The organism is Pseudomonas brassicacearum, assembly GCF_003732265.1.
Taxonomy (GTDB): Bacteria; Pseudomonadota; Gammaproteobacteria; order Pseudomonadales; family Pseudomonadaceae; genus Aquipseudomonas; species Aquipseudomonas brassicacearum_D.
In genome coordinates, this window is sequence record NZ_MOBK01000004.1 from 251,917 (window position 1) to 266,951 (window position 15,035).

A 15,035-nucleotide genomic window follows, 5' to 3' on the forward strand; every position below is an offset into this window, starting at 1 on the left:
CCGGGCCTTGCTGCGTGTGCAGTCGGGCGTCATCAGCTAACTCCATTTCCAACCCGAGTATAGACAGCGACTGCGACCTCGCAATGTGATGGCGTAAATGATCTGAAACAGGTGGGACTTGCGTTCAAGGGCACGAATGGAGAAGGATGCAGACGAGTGGTGGCAAATCGATATAACGGAGGCGTCTCAAGGATGAAACAATTATGACAAATGCGTCTTAGCATTTTTCATAAGGCAGCTAAGTTATGTCTTCCCTATTTCATTGCCTTTGTTTCCTGGAGTTTTCATGAACACCGCCGCATTGCGCGAGCAGATCCAAAAAGCCCAAACACATGAAGCCGAGACCGGCCTGCTGACGCGTCAGCTGGAAAGCAAACTGCCTCATCTGCACCCTTCGATCCAATTGCCAGAGGCGGACGCCAATGGCGTGCTGTCCCGTTTTGTCGCTGCCTACATCGACGAAGTACCTGATCTGCTGGAAGCAGCCAATGAAGTGGCCAGGGAAGCCGGTATCGAGTCACAGATCAAACCGGTGCTGAACATTGCCGAACAGTACTTCCTTCAGCCGCCGGACATCATGAACGGTCACGTCGGGCTCGACAGCCTGCTGGATGAAGCCTATCTGGCACACCGTTTTGTCGAAGAGGTCAACGACCTGTACATCAAGCATCTGGGCCAGCCATTGATCCCCTTGGACATGACTGTCGCCAACCTGATTGCCCACCAATTGATCGGTGAGGAGTTTGCCAACCAACTGGACGAAGTGGTGCATCACGCCCTGGACGAGATGCTCGACGACCAGAGCTTTGCCTTGGAATCGGTGGAAGCGTACCGCGAGAAACTCAGCAGCCCGGATACCGGTGCCGCGTGGAAACGCTGGCCGTGCATGTCGCGCCGTTTGGGCTTAAGCCTGGAGCTGGATCAGCCGGCGGCTTGATCCTTTAGAGTCAACACTGTCCCCCTGTGGGAGCGAGCCTGCTCGCTCCCACATTGTTTTCTATACAGCCGAACCCATTCTGGTGGTCGTGCGCAACCGCCCCTCCAACCTGCGCTTCAACCCCCGCGCTTCAATAATCAGCGTCGAACCCTTGGCCGCATTCGCCCGACCCCATTCCTCCAGCAACTCCAGACACGAGTGATCGATGTAGCTCAGATTATTGAGCGGCACATGCACCATCGCACCGGCGGGAATGGTGCCCAGCACCTGGGTCAGCGCCGGCACCTTGAGAAAGGTCGCTGCGCCGGTCAGTCGCAATTCCATTTCGCCATCCGCCGGCAGATCGATCAGGCTGATTTTCAGTCGTGAAGCCTTCCAGGCAAGTTTGGCCAGCGTCAGGCCGAAGCCAATCAACACACCCGTGAGCAAGTCAGTAAAAATGATCGCCAGCGCAGTCGCCGCGTAGGTGAACATCGGCATCCGGCCATAACGGCCCAGGCCGCGAAAGGCCTTGAGGTCGACCAGTTTGAAGCCGGTGTAAACCAGCACACCCGCCAGGCTCGCCACCGGAATACTTTGCAGCACGCTCGACAGCAACAACACGAACGCCAGTAGCCACAGACCATGGAAGATGGCCGACAGTCGCGTGGTAGCACCGGCCTGGACGTTGGCCGAACTGCGTACGATCACGCCCGTCATCGGTAATGCACCGAGTAGACCGCAGAGCATGTTGCCCACGCCTTGCGCCGACAATTCCCGGTCGAAGTCGGATCGCTGGCCGCTGTGCATGCGGTCTACCGCAGCGGCGGACAGCAGGGTTTCGGCGCTGGCGATAAACGCCACGGCGAACGCGGCGACCAACAGCGTCGGGTCCGCCAGATTGAGCAAGTCAGCGGGTTTCAGCCAATCGATGGCCTCGGCCAGGTTGGCGGGGACTTCCACGCGTTTGACTTGCAACGCGAGCATCAGGCTGGTGACCGTCGCCAGCCCTACGCCCAACAGCGCCCCCGGAACGAAGCGCAACGAATGAGGCCGGAATTTTTCCCACAGCCACATCACCGCCATCGTCGACAACCCGAGCAACCCGGCTTGCCAGCCGAGCGACGGCAGGGCTTGCATCAACGCGGCTGGGAAGGCCGCCAGGTTATCCAGCCCGGAAGGCTTGGGCACCCCGTCGAGCATGACGTGCACCTGCGACAGCACAATCAGCACGCCAATCCCGGCGAGCATGCCGTACACCACCGCTGGCGCCGTGACCCGAAACCAGCAGCCGAGCTTCAGGCGCCCGGCCACCAATTGCAGGAACCCCGCCAGCAGCAGAATCGGCCCGAGCATGGCGATGCCGTGCTGGCGCACCAGTTCGAACACCAGAACCGCCAAGCCCGCCGCCGGGCCGCTGACTTGCAGCGGAGAACCGGCCAGCCAGCCCACGACCAGACCGCCGATGATCCCGGTGATCAAGCCCTTGGCGGGCGGCAACCCCGAAGCGATGGCGATGCCCATGCACAAGGGCAGGGCGACCAGAAATACAACCACCGAGGCCAGCAGCTCCCGTGGCAAAACAGCTCTAAGTTGCGCAGCACGCATATTGAAGCTCCCGACATTTTTCAGGCATGGCGAAGCCGGGCTGCTAAATCAGCAGCCTCGACTCAACCACACGGGGATTTAGGAGGGGTTAGAAACGCGCTTTGGGCGTTGCCACCGGAATCGGATGGCTGCCATCGAGCGGCAGGAAACACCCCTGGTCCGCGTCGTACGCTTTGATTTCGCTGGTATCGATGCTGTAGACCCAGCCATGGATAAACAGCTGACCGTTGGCCATGCGCGAGGCCACCGATGGATGCGTGCGTAAATGCTGTAGCTGAGCGATCACATTCTCTTCGGTGAGGATGTGCATGCTTTCGTTTTCGTCAGCGCAATGGCAGTTTTCCTGGACCATGGTTTTCGCCACTTCGGCGTGACGCAGCCAGGCTTTGACCGTCGGCATTTTTTCCAGGCTTTGCGGATTGAGTACCGCGCGCATTGCGCCGCAGTCGGAGTGCCCGCAAATGATGATGTGTTGCACGCCCAGGGCCAGGACCGCGTACTCGATGGCGGTGGAAACACCACCGTTCATTTGCCCGTAAGGCGGCACAACGTTGCCGACGTTACGGGTCACGAACAGATCGCCTGGAGCGCTTTGGGTGATCAGTTCAGGAACGATGCGCGAGTCGGCGCAGGCGATGAACATCGCCCGGGGGCTTTGGGCCGTGGCGAGTTTTTTGAAGAGTTCTTCCTGCTGTGGAAAGACCTCGTGATGAAAATGCAAAAAGCCGTCAACGATATGCTGCAGCGCTGCATCGGCGGTTTCCGCCTCGGGTTGGGCTGAAGCCGACGCAGCCAACGGCTGTTTATCCTTGTCACTCATGAATTCATCCTCATAGGCGGAGTCAGGGAAGTGTCCCGTTTTGTCCGGTGTGAAGCCAGTGGCTGCTTAAAAAACATCCAGGTCGCAAAATCCGACCCGTCAGTCACTCGATGAACAAGGTAGCGGCCGAAACTTAACTCAAACTGAATGAAACGCTCTAGAACGTGTGTTCCAGGTCACAAAAAACGTGACCAGCCTGAATGCGCCGTGCGTTTCCCACTACTCACCATAGGCCAATTGTCCTCAAATCAACGACATCTGGCGACCCGGCGGACAGAAGGCTTCACAGTCCAGATCAAAACCTTCCCGGCGATTGAGCCCCAGGCGCTTGATGGTTTTGGCAAACCGTTGCGCCAGCAGGTCGGCAAATGGCCCTTCGCCGCGCATCCGCGCGCCAAACCGGCTGTCATAGAGTTCCCCGCCACGGCTCTGGCGGATCAGACTCAACACATGAGCAGCACGCTGCGGATAGTGGGCCGCCAGCCACTCTTCAAACAGCGGCGCAACTTCCAGTGGCAGGCGCAACATCATATAGGCCGCACTTTGCGCACCGGCGGCATGGGCCTCGGTCAACAGGCTCTCGAGTTCGCTGTCGTTGATCATCGGAATCATCGGCGAGCACAACACGCCAACCGGAATACCCGCTTCACGCATCACGCGGATCGCCCGCAACCGGGCCTTGGGTGCAGCAGCACGCGGTTCGAGGATGCGTTTGAGCTCATCGTCCAGGGTGGTGAGGCTGATCATCACCGCTACCAGCCGTTGCCGGGCGAGTTCGGCCAGCAGGTCCAGGTCACGAAGAATCAGCGAGCCTTTGGTGATGATCGTCACCGGATGACGGTAGCGCAGCAGCACTTCGAGGATTTTACGGGTGATTTTGTGCTCGCGCTCGATGGGTTGATACGGATCGGTGTTGGAACCGAGGTTGATCGGCGCACATTGATAGCCGCGTTTGCTCAGCTGTTCTTCCAGCACGTCGGCGGCGTTGGTCTTGGCGATCAATCTGGTTTCGAAATCCAGTCCCGGCGACATGTCCCAATAGGCGTGGCTGGGCCGCGCATAGCAATAGATGCAGCCATGCTCGCAGCCGCGATAGGGATTGATCGAGCGATCGAAGGGCAAGTCCGGCGAGTTGTTACGGGTGATGATGGTTTTCGCCGTTTCGATGCGCACCTCGGTGCCTTGGGTGACCGGCGCTTCCTGATACCAGCCGTCATCCTCGACCACCGAACAATTCGGCGCGAAGCGGTTGTGCGGGTTGGTGGCGGTGCCGCGACCGCGAGGTGGCAAGGGGGTAGCCATCGATAAGATCCTTTAGCTGTATGTGCATACAGTATACGGCCTTCGCGCCATCGGCCAGTGCCGTTCGGCACCTGACAACTTTCGAGCTTCGTCATTATGAGAAACATAAAGTGCGTGGCACTTTATTCGCTGTTGTCAGTATTCTTCGTTGCACACGAAGTTGTCGTGTTCTCACTATTAAAAGGATTTAATAAATGTCAGGCTACAATCAGCGCGGCGTGTTTTTGCAACTACAGGCGCCTTCTATCGTTAGTCCAAAAGAAGTTCGGGTTTCCATGCAGTTTGCGTTAAAGGAAGAGGGGTATGATCCTGAAAACCGTGCGCTCACCTATTCTCTGCTGGATACCAGCACCCGTGAGGCCGTGTCGAAGGATGGCGGCGTCACCTTTACCATGGGCAACACCCCGGATGTCAACGGAGATGGTGCGATCGACGCGCAAGACAAAGTTGTTTTGATTGCGTTGGCGAAGGCATATGCAAAGATTATCAATCCTTGACTGAAACTTATCTTCTGCAATCAATAACTAGTGATAAACCAATCATTCATTGATTGCTTCTAAAGCGACACGGAACTCATCCGTGTCGTTTTTTATGAGTGAAATTCATAGCCATTAAGAAGAAACCGGGGGCCGCTGTTCAATTCACGATTCTTTGACGGATGGCTCACAGGTCTTTGACTGCTCACAGCAGAAGCTATGCAGTACTTATTCAACAGGGTTGTCCGAGCATGTCCCGACTGCGCCTCTTGCCTGCGACGTTTCTGCTGTCAATGGCTGCACTTTTCAACCTGACCCTGGCCCACGCGGATGACAGCGCTTCACCCCGCCCGGCAGAGTGGGCTCAATCGGTCGAGGTGCAATACAACCTCTTTCGAATGTCCCCGACGCTCTACCGCAGCGCATTGCCTGATCGCGGCGCCATTCCATTGCTCGAAAAACTGAAGGTGGGAACCGTGATCAATTTCCTGCCCGAGTCGGATAAAAACTGGCTGTCGACACCAGGGATCACCCAGGTCCAGTTGCCCTACCGCACCAATCACGTAGATGACGCGGACGTACTTACGGCGCTTCGTGCCATTCAGACGGCCGAGTCCCACGGCCCGGTGCTGATGCACTGCAAGCACGGGTCGGATCGTACGGGGTTGATGGCGGCGATGTACCGGGTCGTGATCCAGGGTTGGAGCAAGGAAGACGCGCTGAACGAAATGACCCAGGGCGGCTTTGGCGACAGTACCCATTTCAAGGATGGCGTGCGTTACATGATGCAGGCCGACGTCGACAAACTGCGCACCGCATTGGCCAACGGCGATTGCAGCACCAGCCCGTTCGCCACGTGTTCGATGAAGAGTTGGTTCAAATCGGCCCATATCGAGTAACCGTGGGTTTAGCGGGCAATGGCTTCTGGCAACAACGCAAAAACGTCGTCGGTGACTGTCCCTCCAAGGAACTCTTTCAGGGCGGTCAGCAGCGAGCGTGAGTCGCCCGGTGAAAAAAATACTTCACGAAAAGCCTTGCCTGTTTGCGGGTTAAAGACCCAATCCAGTTGAAACCGTTTGAACGCTTCGGTCGCCAGCACGCCCGACCACTGGTAGGCGTAAACCGAGGCCGCGTAACCGGTCACCATGTAATCGAACCCATTGGCGAACCGGCTGTACGACGGCAGTTGCAGGTCGGGAATCTCGCGCTGAACATCCTCGAACACTTGCTGAATGCTACGGCCATCACCCCGGCAGCGGTGCAATTCGAAGTCGAGCAAGGCGCCCATCAACAGGCTGGCTGTTTGCCGGCTGGTCTGTGTTTGAACAGCGGCCAGCGCTTTATCGATTCGCTCCTCGCTCAAGCGCTCACCGGTTTGATAATGAGCCGCCAGCCACAACAGGAATTCGCCTGACAGGCACCAAAGCTCGAACAGTTGACCGGCAAATTCCGCGCTATCGCGCCCCAGTTGGGAAATGCCGGAAAGGCTATGGTGAGGCGAACGCGTCAGAACGTGTTGCAAGCAATGACCGAACTCATGGAAAAGTACCCTCAGATCCTGGTGCGCGAGCAGGCAGGGATGCTTGTCGACGCCAGGTGTGAAGTTTCCATGGAGCACAGCGATTGGCCGCGTCAGTCGACCCTCGGCGTTTACCCGTCGATTGCGGCGGGTGGCGGTCCAGGCATAGTCCGCAGCCTCCTCTCGGTGGAAAGGATCAAGGTAGATGTGCCCGATCACCTGCCCATGCTCGCTGACTTCGAAGAGGCGCACGCTGTCATGCCATTGACTGAACGTTGTCTGCTCGACGATCTGGATGTCAAACATGCGTTCACAGAACAGGCAGAGCCGCCGCAATGTGCCGTCCAGCGGAAAATAATCACGCAGGCTGTTCAAGCCACCACCGAGATGTTGCTGGCGGAACTGTTCGGCAAGAAACTCGTGGTCCCAGGCGCGGACTTCACCGATGCCGCGCTCCAGCGCAAATGTTTTGAGCGCCTGTGTGTCCTGCGCAAGCGCAGGTATCACCTGTGTCACCTGTCGACGCAGGAACGCGCTGATTTGCGTCGTGGACTCCGCCATCTCTGTTGCGAGGTTCAGATGCGCAAAGTTTTCATACCCGAGCAACCGGGCTTTCTCGTGACGAAGGGACAATAGGCGCTCAAGCACTGGATCATTATCGAATTGCCCGGCGTCAGGACCTTGATCGGAAGCTCGAGTGGAGTAGGCGACAAAATACTCTTCGCGAAGTGCACGATTTTCGGCATAGGTCATGATTCGATGACAGGTGTCCTGGTCCAGATGGATCAGCCAGCCTGACTGCCCTGCCTGCCGGGCATTGAGCGCAAGGCGATCCTGAGTTGCCTGGGTCAAGCCATTGAGCTGCGTGACGTCGTCGATCTGCTTGCTCCAGGCCGTACTGGCGCTTTGCAGATTGCTCAAGAACAAACGTTCGAACAGGCCGATTTCGAGGTTCAGCTGCGTCAGCTCCCGGTGCTGCTCGACGGACAACTCGATTCCTGCCAAGTGAAACTCGCGCAGAATTTTGCTCAGTACCGCTTTGCGCGCGTCATCGTAATTCTGAGCGGCAGGACTTTGCGCGAGATTTCGGTAGGCTCGCCAAAGCGCGCGATGACCCATCTTCTCCGTTTTGTAATGCGCCATGGCTTCGCCACACTGCAGACTCGCAGCGTCCCATGTGTTGTCGTCGTGTTTGACCGACACAAGGGTTTCGATGATACCCATGGCTTCATCCAGGCGCGCATCGAGGTCATCAATGGCCAGCACCAGATCATCCCAAGTCGGGAGAGCGGATTGGCTGGCCGTTATTTCAGCAATGATCCGACGGTTGTCAGCAATGATTGTTTCGATGGCTGGCACCAGATGTTCAGCGCGGATGGCTGACCACGGCGGGAGGTCCCAGTGTTGCAAAAGGGGGTTGGTATCAGGCATGGCGTCCTACTTGAATGGCGACTGAAGGGTTCAGCCTAAGCAGGAAGCGCGGTGCAGGTGCGGTAGATAAATACCACCTTCCACCCTTAAACAAGGGGAAGGTGGTGTTGACTCAGTGTTGCTCGTCAGGCTTTTTCTTCAGTTTGGGGTTCGGGAAAAACTGCACGGCCTGAACCTTGGCGTCCGGCACTTTCAGGGCCGACGTATTGACCCGCGTGCCCAATTCCTTGGGCACGGACAGACCTTGTTCATTCAATGTGTCGGAATAACCGCAGGCCACGCACTCGCGGTGCGGGACTTCGTCTTCGTTCCACATCATCAGCTTGTCCGGCTCGCTGCATGCCGGGCAGACCGCCCCGGCGATAAAGCGTTTTTTGGTAATCACAGGTCCCTCGCTCATGCTGCCGCGTCCTCACTCAGGCCGCTGTGGCGCAACAGTGCGTCAATCGATGGCGCACGGCCACGGAAGTCGACGAACAGCACCATCGGCTCCTGGGAACCACCGCGCGCCAGGATGGCTTCGCGGAACGCTCGACCGGTCTGGGCATTGAGCACGCCGTCTTCTTCAAACTTCGAGAACGCGTCGGCCGACAGCACTTCCGCCCATTTGTAGCTGTAGTAACCCGCCGCGTAACCACCGGCGAAGATGTGCGCAAAGCTGTTCGGGAAACGGTTGTAGGCCGGTGGACGCATGACCGACACCTCGTCACGCACGCCTTCCAGCACTTGCGCCACGCTGCGGCCATCGCCGTGGGTGGCGTGCAGTTCGAAGTCGAATAGCGAGAACTCCAGCTGACGCACCATCATCAAGCCAGACTGGAAGTTTTTCGCCGCGAGCATTTTCTGCAGCAGGTCCTGAGGCAGTGGCTCGCCGGTTTCGTAGTGACCGGAGATCAGCGCCAGGCCTTCCGGCTCCCAGCACCAGTTTTCCATGAACTGGCTCGGCAGCTCGACCGCATCCCAGGCCACGCCGTTGATGCCGGAAACGCCGGCGTGTTCGACGCGGGTCAGCAGGTGATGCAGGCCGTGACCGAACTCGTGGAACAGGGTGGTGACTTCATCGTGGGTCAGCAGCGCAGGCTTGCCGCTGTCGGCCGGGGTGAAGTTGCACACCAGGTTGGCCACCGGGTTTTGCAACACGCCTTCAGCGGTGCGGCGACGGTCGCGTGCGCCGTCCATCCACGCACCACCGCGCTTGTTGGCGCGGGCATAGAGGTCGAAGAAGAAGCGGCCGACGTGCTGGCCGTTTTCCTTGATTTCGAACAGGCGAACGTCCGGGTGCCAGGTGTCGAAGCCTTTCTGTTCGGCAATCTCGATGCCGTACAGACGTTGCACGATGGCGAACAGGCCGCCCAATACTTTGTCGATCGGGAAGTAGGCGCGAAGCGCTTCCTGGGCAACGCTGTAACGCTGCTCGCGAAGTTTTTCGCCGTAGAAACCGCTGTCCCAGCTTTGCAGGTCCGGGCAGCCTTGTTCGGCGGCGTAGGCTTTGAGCTGTTCCAGGTCCTGTGCGGCAAATGGCTTGCTGCGCTTGGCCAGGTCGCGCAGGAAGCTGAGCACCTGATCGCTGGACTCGGCCATTTTGGTGGCCAGGCTCAATTCGGAGAAGCTGGCGAAGCCGAGCAGTCTGGCCAGTTCCTGACGCAGGTCGAGGATTTCTTCCATGACCGGGCCGTTGTCATTCTGACCGGCATTCGGGCCCTGGTCCGACGCACGGGTGCAGTAGGCGGCGTAGACTTCTTCGCGCAGGGCGCGGTCGTGGGCGTAAGTCATCACCGCGTAGTAGCTCGGGAATTCCAGGGTGATCAGAAAGCCTTCCAGGCCCTTGGCCTGTGCGGCGGCGGCCATTTGCGCCTTGGACGAATCGGTCAGGCCGGCGAGGGTGGCTTCATCGGTGACGTGTTTGGTCCAGGCCTGAGTGGCGTCGAGCAGTTGGTTGGAGAAGCGGCTGCCCAGTTCCGAGAGCTTGCTCTGCACTTCGGCGTAACGCTTTTGCTCGGCTTCCGGCAGATCAATACCCGACAGACGGAAGTCGCGCAGGGAGTGTTCCAGGATAGTTTTCTGCGCCACATCGAAACCGGCGGCTTCCGGGCTGTTGGCCAGGGCTTCAAAGGCTTCGAACAGTTCGCGGTTCTGGCCCAGCTCGGTGGAGTAGGCGCTCAAGGCCGGGAGGCAGGATTCGTAGGCTTCACGCAATTCAGCGCTATTGCACACGGCATTCAAGTGGCTGACCGGGCTCCAGGCGGCGCCCAGGCGATCATTGAGCTCGTCCATCGCCAGCACCAGGCCGGCCCAGGTCGGTTGTTTGCCCTGGGTCTTGAGGATCTCGATAATGGCAGCGCGGTTGTCAGCCAGGATCTGTTCAATGGCCGGTTGCACGTGTTCGGCGCGGATCGCCGAGAACGGCGGCAGGTCGTAGGACTGCAAAAGAGGGTTGTTCACGCTCACGGTTGGCACCTTGGCTGGAAGAAACATGCGGCCATCTTAATTACAATCGACGCTCACCGCAGCTATCAGCAACAGAGAGAAACCCTATCGTGAACCTTCGCAAGTACCAGAACCACACGCCGCTGCTGGGCAAAGGCGCTTTTGTCGACGGATCGGCGGTGGTAATCGGCGACGTTGAAATCGGCGAAGACAGCTCTGTCTGGCCGCTGACAGTGATCCGCGGCGACATGCACCGCATCCGCATCGGCGCGCGCACCAGTGTTCAGGACGGCTGCGTGCTGCACATCACCCATGCCGGCCCGTTCAATCCCGATGGCTTTCCGTTGCTGATCGGCGACGATGTGACCATCGCGCATAAAGTCATGCTGCACGGGTGCAGCGTGGGCAGTCGGGTTCTGATCGGCATGGGCAGCATCGTCATGGACGGTGCGGTGGTCGAGGATGAAGTGATCATCGGAGCTGGCAGCCTGGTGCCGCCGGGCAAACGCCTGGAAAGCGGTTTCCTGTATGTGGGCAGCCCGGTGAAACAGATCCGCCCGCTGACCGACAAGGAAAAAGCCTTTTTCACCTACAGCGCGGCGAATTACGCGAAGCTCAAGGATCTGCATCTGGCTGAAGGTTACGACCAGCTCTGACTCCGCCGCGTTATTGCCCAGGATTATTCATGCACTACCGAACCGTTTTATTCGACCTCGATGGCACCCTGACCGACCCGCGCGAGGGCATCACGCGTTCGATCCAGTTTGCCCTGAGCAAATTGGGCATCGATGAGCCTGACCTGACCAAGCTGGAACACTTCATCGGCCCGCCGTTGTTGCAGGCGTTCATGCAGTTTTATGACTTCGATGAGCCCAAGGCCTGGGAAGCGGTGAATTTCTATCGCGAACGCTTCAAGGTTACCGGCCTCTACGAGAACCGTGTGTTCGACGGCGTCACCCCGCTGCTGGAAACCTTGGGCGGTCAAGGGCGACAGTTGTACATCGCGACGTCCAAGCCATGGGTGTTCGCCCGGGAAATTGCCCGGCACTTTGACTTCGCCAAGCACTTCAAGGTGATTTACGGCAGCGAGCTGGACGGCACGCGGACGAATAAGGTCGAGTTGATTGCGCATTTGATGGATGAGGAAGGGCTGGATCCTGCCCATACCCTGATGATTGGCGATCGTAAGCATGACCTGATCGGTGCGCGCAGTAATGGGCTGGACTCGGCGGCTGTGGGTTATGGGTTTGGCAGTCGGGAAGAGTTGAGCGCTGAGGCGCCGACCTATCACTTTGAAACGCTGGACGAGATGCATCAGGCGTTTTTGCAGCGCTGATCAAATCCATTCGCGAGCAGGCTCGCTCCCACATGGGATTTTTGAACACAGGTCCAATGTAGGAGCGAGCCTGCTCGCGAAGAGGACCGCTCAACCTGCGAAAATTTTAGATTCTGCCAAAACTTTCAACGCCACCTTCCGCTCCCCAACCGGCAAAGCTCCGAGCTTCTCGACCGCCGCATAAAACCTCACCCAATCCCCACCCTCCTGCCGAAACAACGCCGCAAACCCCGGTACCCATTGGTCATACAACCCAAACGGCAACAGCCGGGCATTGTTCATCGGCGCGTTGACCCAGGCGTCATAGCGTCTGTCCCCCGCCCATTGGCGGTCACGTAACTGCCGATATTCGCTACGCAGTCGCTCGAACTCCGCAGCCTTGCGCTGGCGCATCTGCTCCGCCGGCAAGGGCAGGGCGTAAAGCGTTTCAAGGCGTGTGCGAGTGTCCAGCACCAGTTGCGTGAATTGATCCCGGCGCTGCACCTGTGCGCCGTTGTCCGGTCCCAGGCCGCGGGTTGCACGCCACTGGCGCGTGCCTTCCTGCTCGACGAAGCTGGCGAAAGACTCGTTGAACTCCGTGTCGTCCTTCACATAAACACGCTGATGCGCCAGCTCATGGAAAATCAGGGTCGCCAGCCGTTCGTCGCCCCAGCCCATCATTGAGCTGATGATCGGATCGTTGAACCAGCCAAGCGTCGAGTACGCCTCGACACCGCCAATCGAAACGTCCATACCTTGCAGGCGCTGCACGGCGGCCTCGCCTCGGGCGGCGCTCTGGCTGTAGTAACCGCGATAGGCGACGCAGCCGGCGATCGGGAAGCAATGGTTTTGCGGCTTCAGGGAAAATTCCGGGGTGACGAAGACATTCCAGACTACGTACGGCCGACCAATGTCGGCATACAGGCGATAGCTTTGGTTGTCCGGCAGGTGCAGGTGCTCACTGGCGAACGTGCGGGCTTTTTGCGACTGGGCCAGATGCGAACGAAGTTTTTGATCGCGGGAGGGGTCGGCAATCACCTCGGCAACCGGCTCGCGGGCCCGCAGCAATTGCAGCTGGCCACTGGCCAATTGACCGTAATAGCTGACGCTGGTGCAACCGTTGAGCAACAAAAGCATCACACCCGGAAACAAAACGCGCAAAACGCGATCAAGTAACCCAAGGCTTGGATACGGCCTGATCAAAATAAAATCATCCCTGGAAAGTCTGCCCGCAAGACTATCCCGCCTGACTGGAGCTGCGCTATGCACAAGTTGATGCTGACGGGGGGCCTGTTGTTGCTGACGGGCTGTGCTGGATTCGGATTCCCTCACCACGATCCGGCGCAAGCGTGGATTGACCTGGAATCAAAACAGCAAGACACGGCGCTGCAAGCGGTGGAAGTCGATAACAAAACCTCCAGCGACAAGCGCTATTTCCAGGTGCAGCCCGGTAGTCATGAGCTGACGGTGCGCTACCAATTCGCGGTCCAGCCGACCAATATCGGCCCGGATGCCGAGCCGCTATGGCGTGACTGCCAGCTGAATGTGAAATTCAGCGACTTCAACGCCGGTGAGCGTTATCAGCTGCAAGCGGGGAACATCGGTTTTCGGCCGTGGGCAAAACTCTATGACCAGCAGCGAAAAGTGATTGGCCAAGGCACACCGGCAGGCTGCCAACACACCTGATCAGCGTTATGCTGAATGTCCGAATCAGTGGGACATTCATCATGCGCAGGTTGATGCTGTTGCTCGCCGCCAGTGTGGTTGCTGGCTGTCAGAGCCCGTTGCCGGCGGTTAATCCGCAGATGGCCTGGGTCGATTTCTCGACGCCATTCCCCAACGACAAGTTGTTGATGGCCGAACGACTGGACAATCAGCGGTTGAATGACGGGCGTTTTTTTCAGGTCATGCCCGGCAGCCACGTGTTGCTCGTTCGATTCGACTTTGAAATCCCCGGTGGGGGCGGTATGGGACTCATGGACGGTCCATCGGAGCGGCTGTGCTACCTGACCATAAAGTACGATCATTTCGAAGCCGGTCAGCGTTATGTGCTGGTCGGCCAGTCGATAGTGTTTACGCCCGGCGCCCGGCTGTACAACGCCAAGCGCGAGATCGTCGCTGAAGACAGTGAGTCCTATTGCCTGATGTGAGGCTAATCAGCGGTCGTTTTTTTGATAGATAATTTTCTTGGTGCCGTATTCGCATGAGCCCACGACCATGTTCTTGTCGTGCACTTCATCGTTGGTGACGATTTCCAGGGTGTAGGACGAGACGTTGTTGGCCTGAATCTTGGCTTCGATTTCGGCCTTCAATTCTTCACAGGATTTCGGTGCGGCAAGGGCTGATGTGGCCAGTGCGCAACAGATAACCGCCAAGGCAAAACGTTTCATGGTTGAAGCTCCTTTGAAGCAGCGCGCAGGGTAATGCGCTTTCACTGCTGTCATTTATTCGACCACATTTTCGCGGGTCAGGTTTTGTCCGGGCGCAAAAAAAGACCGCAGCCTGCCTGAGGCTGCGATCTTTTATCGATGACTGCGAAACGCTGTGCTCAGCCGAGCAGCGTCGCATCCAGACTGATTTTCGCATTCAACACTTTGGAAACCGGGCAGCCTTCTTTGGCCTTGTTGCTCAATTCTTCGAATTGCGCCTGAGTCGCCCCAGGAATTTTCGCCTTGAGGATCAACTTCACGGCCGTGATCGCAAAACCGCCGTCCACCTGGTCCAGGGTGACTTCTGCATTAGTATCGATGCTGTCAGCCTTGAGACCGGCATCGCCCAGAATCATTGAAAACGCCATGGAGAAACAGCCGGCGTGAGCCGCGCCGATCAGCTCTTCCGGATTGGTGCCCTTGCCGCCTTCGAAGCGCGCCTTGAAGCCGTAAGGTGCTTCTCTGAGTACGCCGGTTTCAGTGGAGATCGAGCCGATGCCGGTTTTCAGGTCACCTTCCCAATGAGCCGATGCTTTCTTCGTAATAGCCATATCTGCCTCCTCAAGTTCCCGGCACGAGCGTCGCGCCTTCGTGGTTTTCGGTTGCTAAGGGTTCTGAGGATAGTCGGCGGTGCAAAGTTCACCCGATCTGGTTAAGTCCTACCGTTTTCGTAGGTTTTTTTGCCTTGGCTATTGAAACTCGGGTATATGCCCTTATTGATGAAACACGCTTATGGATTCGGCAGGTTTTCGTTTACGAGAAAAAACCTGCGACCTCAATTGGAGAAGCAGG

General features: G+C 58.0%; 16 protein-coding genes. 7 read left to right on the forward strand and 9 right to left on the reverse strand.

Going from position 1 to position 15,035, the window contains the following annotated elements; translation table 11 throughout:
• Nucleotides 1-286: 286 nt before the first annotated feature.
• Nucleotides 287-937: a hypothetical protein gene (locus BK660_RS10820; protein ID WP_123433301.1), complete on the forward strand. Its 651-nt coding sequence runs from the start codon at nucleotides 287-289 to the stop codon at nucleotides 935-937.
• Between the two features lie 60 nt (nucleotides 938-997).
• Here the strand turns inward: BK660_RS10820 and BK660_RS10825 are convergent, their stop codons facing one another.
• The 3 genes from BK660_RS10825 to BK660_RS10835 form a co-directional block, all read right to left on the reverse strand.
• Nucleotides 998-2,524, reverse strand: a complete 1,527-nt coding sequence (locus tag BK660_RS10825; protein WP_123433302.1) for a SulP family inorganic anion transporter — start codon at nucleotides 2,522-2,524, stop codon at nucleotides 998-1,000.
• An 88-nt stretch (nucleotides 2,525-2,612) separates the two neighbouring features.
• Nucleotides 2,613-3,344, reverse strand: coding sequence for a carbonic anhydrase (locus BK660_RS10830; protein ID WP_123433303.1), 732 nt, complete (start codon nucleotides 3,342-3,344; stop codon nucleotides 2,613-2,615).
• 243 nt (nucleotides 3,345-3,587) lie between these two features.
• Nucleotides 3,588-4,646, reverse strand: a complete 1,059-nt coding sequence (locus tag BK660_RS10835; protein ID WP_123433304.1) for a PA0069 family radical SAM protein — start codon at nucleotides 4,644-4,646, stop codon at nucleotides 3,588-3,590.
• Nucleotides 4,647-4,840: 194 nt separating this feature from the next.
• On the opposite strand from BK660_RS10835, the gene BK660_RS10840 reads away from it, so the two are divergent.
• Complete coding sequence (locus BK660_RS10840) at nucleotides 4,841-5,143, forward strand: hypothetical protein (protein ID WP_123433305.1); 303 nt, start codon at nucleotides 4,841-4,843, stop codon at nucleotides 5,141-5,143.
• Nucleotides 5,144-5,373: 230 nt separating this feature from the next.
• Entirely contained in the window at nucleotides 5,374-6,021 is a 648-nt protein-coding gene (locus BK660_RS10845; RefSeq protein WP_123433306.1) for a phosphatase domain-containing protein, read from the forward strand.
• 8 nt (nucleotides 6,022-6,029) lie between these two features.
• On the opposite strand, the gene BK660_RS10850 is transcribed toward BK660_RS10845, so the two are convergent.
• The 3 genes from BK660_RS10850 to prlC form a co-directional block, all read right to left on the reverse strand.
• The gene (locus tag BK660_RS10850; RefSeq protein ID WP_123433307.1) at nucleotides 6,030-8,072 is read right to left on the reverse strand and encodes a M3 family metallopeptidase; all 2,043 of its coding nucleotides are present in this window, start codon (nucleotides 8,070-8,072) and stop codon (nucleotides 6,030-6,032) included.
• A 112-nt stretch (nucleotides 8,073-8,184) separates the two neighbouring features.
• A complete protein-coding gene (locus BK660_RS10855) occupies nucleotides 8,185-8,472 on the reverse strand; it encodes a YheV family putative zinc ribbon protein (protein WP_008152496.1) in 288 nt (95 codons plus the stop codon).
• Nucleotides 8,469-10,547 carry an oligopeptidase A gene (gene prlC, locus BK660_RS10860; RefSeq protein ID WP_185045055.1) on the reverse strand — a complete coding sequence of 693 codons (2,079 nt, stop codon included), beginning with the start codon at nucleotides 10,545-10,547 and terminating at the stop codon, nucleotides 8,469-8,471. Before prlC ends, BK660_RS10855 begins: the two co-directional genes overlap by 4 nt.
• A 62-nt stretch (nucleotides 10,548-10,609) precedes the next feature.
• Between prlC and BK660_RS10865 the strand changes: the two genes are divergently transcribed.
• The gene (locus BK660_RS10865; protein WP_123433308.1) at nucleotides 10,610-11,155 is read left to right on the forward strand and encodes a gamma carbonic anhydrase family protein; all 546 of its coding nucleotides are present in this window, start codon (nucleotides 10,610-10,612) and stop codon (nucleotides 11,153-11,155) included.
• A 29-nt stretch (nucleotides 11,156-11,184) separates the two neighbouring features.
• Nucleotides 11,185-11,835 carry an HAD family hydrolase gene (locus tag BK660_RS10870; protein WP_123433309.1) on the forward strand — a complete coding sequence of 217 codons (651 nt, stop codon included), beginning with the start codon at nucleotides 11,185-11,187 and terminating at the stop codon, nucleotides 11,833-11,835.
• Between the two features lie 90 nt (nucleotides 11,836-11,925).
• Here BK660_RS10870 and BK660_RS10875 read toward each other — a convergent pair whose 3' ends face one another.
• The gene (locus BK660_RS10875; RefSeq protein ID WP_123433310.1) at nucleotides 11,926-13,017 is read right to left on the reverse strand and encodes an aminopeptidase; all 1,092 of its coding nucleotides are present in this window, start codon (nucleotides 13,015-13,017) and stop codon (nucleotides 11,926-11,928) included.
• 60 nt (nucleotides 13,018-13,077) lie between these two features.
• On the opposite strand from BK660_RS10875, the gene BK660_RS10880 reads away from it, so the two are divergent.
• Nucleotides 13,078-13,500: a PA0061/PA0062 family lipoprotein gene (locus BK660_RS10880; RefSeq protein ID WP_123433311.1), complete on the forward strand. Its 423-nt coding sequence runs from the start codon at nucleotides 13,078-13,080 to the stop codon at nucleotides 13,498-13,500.
• A gap of 41 nt (nucleotides 13,501-13,541) precedes the next feature.
• On the forward strand, nucleotides 13,542-13,964 hold the full coding sequence (locus BK660_RS10885; protein WP_123433341.1) for a PA0061/PA0062 family lipoprotein: 423 nt from the start codon (nucleotides 13,542-13,544) through the stop codon (nucleotides 13,962-13,964).
• Nucleotides 13,965-13,970: 6 nt separating this feature from the next.
• Here the strand turns inward: BK660_RS10885 and BK660_RS10890 are convergent, their stop codons facing one another.
• A complete protein-coding gene (locus tag BK660_RS10890) occupies nucleotides 13,971-14,204 on the reverse strand; it encodes a DUF1161 domain-containing protein (protein ID WP_123433312.1) in 234 nt (77 codons plus the stop codon).
• 158 nt (nucleotides 14,205-14,362) lie between these two features.
• Nucleotides 14,363-14,794, reverse strand: a complete 432-nt coding sequence (locus BK660_RS10895) for an OsmC family protein (RefSeq protein ID WP_123433313.1) — start codon at nucleotides 14,792-14,794, stop codon at nucleotides 14,363-14,365.
• Between the last annotated feature and the right edge of the window lie 241 nt (nucleotides 14,795-15,035).